Here is a 4389-nt window from a genome sequence, read left to right as displayed (position 1 = left end):
TCTTCGCCCCGGGCGGTCAGCGACTCATCCACTCGCAACAAGCCGTTCCGGCTATCCAGCATCGCCGAGGCGCCGGTCACTTCACCGGCCACGGTCAGGCCGGCCGCTTGAAGCACGACCGCCCCATCGCTGTCCACTTCGCGCACGGTCAGCGGGGCACTGTTGCGCCACGTTAGCTGCTCGGAGCGGGAGACGGAAAGCTCGCCGGCGGCGTTGCCCTCATGCTCGAACAACACCTGGCCCGCCGCGTCCAGGTACACGCGTTCGGCTTCTACCGGACCCTGGCCGGTGATATCCCCGGCGACCTCCAGAGTCAGTTCACGCGCTTGAAGCTCACCCAGTGTCAGGGCTCGGCCATGATGGAGCCGCACATCCCCCGCGGCCGTGGCACTGACCGGGCCGGAGAAGCGGTTCCGGCCCGTGAGGCGAATACCCGCCCGCTCGGAGTGCAAGTCCAACGACTCGTCCATGGTCAGCGCCGCATCACTGTCGATCATGCCCGCCGCTGAGATGACGGTCGGCCCGCGACTGGTGATCGCATTCAGGCTCAGCGCGCTGTCATCGCGAATAAAGAGCCCGCCCAGACCGACGTCCGCCGAGAGCTGATTCACATCGGAGTAAATGGGTTGGCTCTGTGTTCCGAAGCCATCAATGCCTTCCAGCTTCAGGTGGCGCGCGCGAATAATGGCCTGGGCATTGGACTGGCTTACTTGTGCACCGCGCAGGGTCAAGGTCCCGGCAATGTCCAGGGCCCCTTCGATAATGAGCTGATCGGCATTGGTGCCGGCCACGGTCACGTGGGTTTTATGGGTGTATTGCAAGGGCGTAAACCCGTCGATCTCATAGCCCTGGTCGGTCAGGCGCAGCGTGTCCGAGTCCAGCGTGCCCTCCAAGCGCAATTCGTCGGCGGTGAGATCGTCCTGAACTTGCTGCAACTCGTTGAATTTAAGCTCGTAGACGGCATCGTTGGCGCTGGTGTAAGTCAAGCGCTCATCCGGCTCGTCCTGTGCATTCAGGCCGGCGGTGTACACCGACTCGTAGCCGCTGCCACCCCCGGTCACCCGCAGGGTATTGTTAGTACCCCCGCCGCCGGCGAGCTCTACGCTCCCCTGGGCACCGGAGGCCAGCGTCACGTAAAACTGATCGTTCTGGGCGCCGCCGCTGATCAGGCCGCTTACCCAGCCGCCCTGCAGTTCAAATTCGTTGCCGGCATCACCGCCTTTTAAGTCCGTCACCTGGGTAAAGTTCAGGGTTTGGCCGTCGCGGGTCACCGAGCCGGCATTCTCGCCTTGGTCCAACAACCACTCGAGGTTCGCCCCCACCCCTTGCAGCGTGGTGTGCTCGCGGGCCCCGATCAGTTTGTCGATATTGGAAAAATCACCATCGGGCCCGTAGATCACTGTCGTGCTATTCAAGGCAGAGAGGTCGAGCCGGTTTTCCGTGTTCCGCTCGCCACCATCCAAATGGCCATCCAGGGCGCCGTTCAGCCCGTACTCAAAACGGTCATCCCCATCGCCCCCGAGCAGGTCGGACACACCGGCGAAGGTCAGCTCATTGAGCTCACCGCTGTTGGGGCCCGTTATCTGCCAGAGGTTGCCGTTATGCTTGCCCATCAATGTATGGCCGGCGTCCTCGGGGGCGATCAGTTCATCGAACCCGTGGATCACCAGCTCGGCCTGATCGCGCTCGGCGATGGCGATGCGCAATGCGCTCCCGAAGTTCTCCAGGTTGAGGCTATCCTCGCCGCCTCCGCCAGTCAGCGAGCCGGTCACTTCGGTCGCTTGGGTGTCACCCGGCTGCAGCGTAAATTCATCATCCTGAGCATTGCCCACCAGGTGGGCGAAACCGGAGAAGGTCACCTCACCATTCAAGGTGCCGGCGTTCCGCCCTTTTAGGACCCACTCGTTGGGTTGGTCGTTGGGCAACGCGGCGGCCTCGAAGTGATGTTCGGTCTCGCCCGTGGCGGTCACCTCCCCGATCGCGCTCAGGCGCAGGTGCGCATCGCTGTTGCCGGCATCCAGAGAGACCCACTGCGCCTCCGTGATGGCCTCTAGCGTGACGCTATTGCCACTGAGGTTCCCGCCCCCATCGATTCGGTCAACACGGCCGCTGCCCTGCAAAGTAAAGGTGTCCGTCCCGGTTCCGCCAATCAGGTGGCCAAAGCCTTCGAAGGTGGTCTCCACATTCGCCGGTGCTTCAAGAAGCAAACCGCCTCCGGCACGGTCAATGGTCCAGGTATTTTGCTCGTCCTTTGCTCTCAAGCTGCTCTCGGGGTTGCCGTTGGCCTTTAGGGTGCGGATATTCTGCACCAGTGTTCGGGGCCCGTCCGCGCTATCTGGGTCAAGCGTCAGGTGGTGGGCGCCAGTGGCATTGGCGGCATCGTAGGTGTTGTCGTCGCCCGCCATGCCGTCGATTCGCCCCGTGACCCGCGCATCGTCCACAAAGGTAAAGGTGTCGCTCCCCTCGCTGCCTTCAAGAATATTGAAATCGACAAAGGCAACCTCTTGAGCCGTGTTCGGCCGGTAGCGGCCGTCATTGACGCCATCGCTTTCCAGCAGGCCGGAGAGGGTATCGAGGGCTTCCAGTTGCCAGTCGTAATGGCGGCCGGACTCGCCGTCGGCGCTGACGTTGAAGGTGCTATCGTAGCCGTCCGGGTCACCGGGGTTGTGGTTGCCGATAAGGCCGTTGATGTTCTGAACGGCAAAGCCAACGCCTAAACCTTCGGCCTGACCGATGTTAACCACAATATCTCGCTCAAGAGCGGAGAGGTCCAGAATATTGGTGCCACTCTCCCCGTTTATAACGCCGGAAAGGCTTGCCCCGTTTACCACTTCGAACTGGTCGGTTCGGTCCCCGCCGTGAAGGGAGGCAATATTGGAAAAACTCAGGCTCTCCTTCGGGGTTTCATTGCCCCAGCTGACGGTGCCTTCGTTGTCGCCGGTGACCCGCCACTCATAGGCCGTGTTGGCACGACCGCGAAGAATGTTGTCGGCGCCGTGGGCTTCCAGGGTGTCAAAGCCCCGAATATGGAGGTCGGAGTCGGCGTGGTTGCCCAGGCTAAAATCCAAAGCCTCGCCAGTGACATTCGTCAGCAGTAGCGCTTGGGCTCCACCGCCGCCGGCGTCCAAGGTGCCGAAGTCGGCCAGCTCGTCTCGAGTGATCCAGATTAGGCCACCACCGTTGCCGTCATCCCGCTGCGCGGCTTGGAAGGTATCGCTCTCCCCGCCGCCGGTCAGGTTCTCCATGCCCGCAAAGGTCATGCGGGCCGTGGCGGCGCTTTTATTGGTATCAGCCTGACGGTGCAGCTGGCCGGTGCCGCTACCGGTCAGCCCCCAGTGCAGGGCAAGTTCGGGGCCGGTGAGCTCATGGCCGGCGCCCTCCCCTTCCAAGGCGTGTATTCCCGTGAAGGTGATGGCCGTGTCGGCGGCCGCAACCGCGCCGTTCTCCAGAGCCGTTAGCACCCAGTCGCCATTGCCGTCTTGCACTCGCAGGGTGTTGTGCCCGGCGGTACCGTTAATGGTTCCCTGGAAGCCGGCGCCTTGATTGACTTGAAACACATCCTGGCTGCCACCGCCGTTGAGCGTAGCGATGCCGCTGAAATTCAAACGCGCGGAATCCGCGGCGATCGTGGTGCCGAGGCTGCCCGCGGTGGTGCCGGTGAGCTTCCAAAGGTTGTCCGAACGGGTGCTACTCAGGCTGTGTGCGCCACCGGAGGCCTCAATGGTTTGGATGGCGGAGAAGTCGGTGTCTTCATCCAGCGTGCCGGACAGGCCGCCCCCATGTTCCCAAACGCTGTCGCCGCTGGCCTTGAGGACATCGCCCTCATTGTTGGGGTCTCCATTACCGAACGTGGAGCCCCCGCCGGCGATGTCCGCCACATCCCGCCGTGTGCCTAACTCAAAGGTGTCATTCTCATTGCCGCCGACCCAGTTCGCTATGCCCCGAAAGAGAATCTGGTCAGTGGGATTGTCATGCGCCGCCAGGTGCCAGTCGCTCCCCCCGGCACTGCTCCAGCGGTTGTTCTGGCCGTCGCGGGCTTGCAGGGTGTCCGGATCACTGGCATTACCACTGCCGGTCAGCTCGTGAATTTGGGTAAAGGCGATATTCACCGTGCTGCCCAGGGTGAGGGAGCCACCGAAGGCCTGGTCCAGGGTCCATCGGTTGCCGGACGTTTCGGCGATTAAGTGATTACCACTACCGTCGCCCCCATTTAGGGTGCCGCTGTAGTTAGTGGATACGGTAAATTCATCGGCGCCACTGCCGCCGCGCAAGGTGCCAAAGTCCTTAAAGGTGATGGCACCGTCAATGGCGGCGGTACCGCCGTTGGGGTTGTGCGACAGCGTTCCGCCCTGAGCTTGATTTAGCGTCCAGGTATTGGTGCCGTGGCTA

1 protein-coding gene is annotated in these 4389 nt (G+C 62.5%); it reads right to left on the bottom strand.

Annotated features, from left to right (window positions below):
• Positions 1-4389 (bottom strand): hypothetical protein (locus AAE514_RS18190; protein WP_347332984.1); only part of this gene is annotated, 4389 nt, incomplete at both ends.

This window comes from Marinimicrobium locisalis (assembly GCF_039822625.1).
Taxonomy (GTDB): domain Bacteria; phylum Pseudomonadota; class Gammaproteobacteria; order Pseudomonadales; family Cellvibrionaceae; genus Marinimicrobium; species Marinimicrobium locisalis.
Note: the sequence above shows the minus strand (reverse complement) of the source record. Positions and strands in the feature narration are given on the sequence as shown.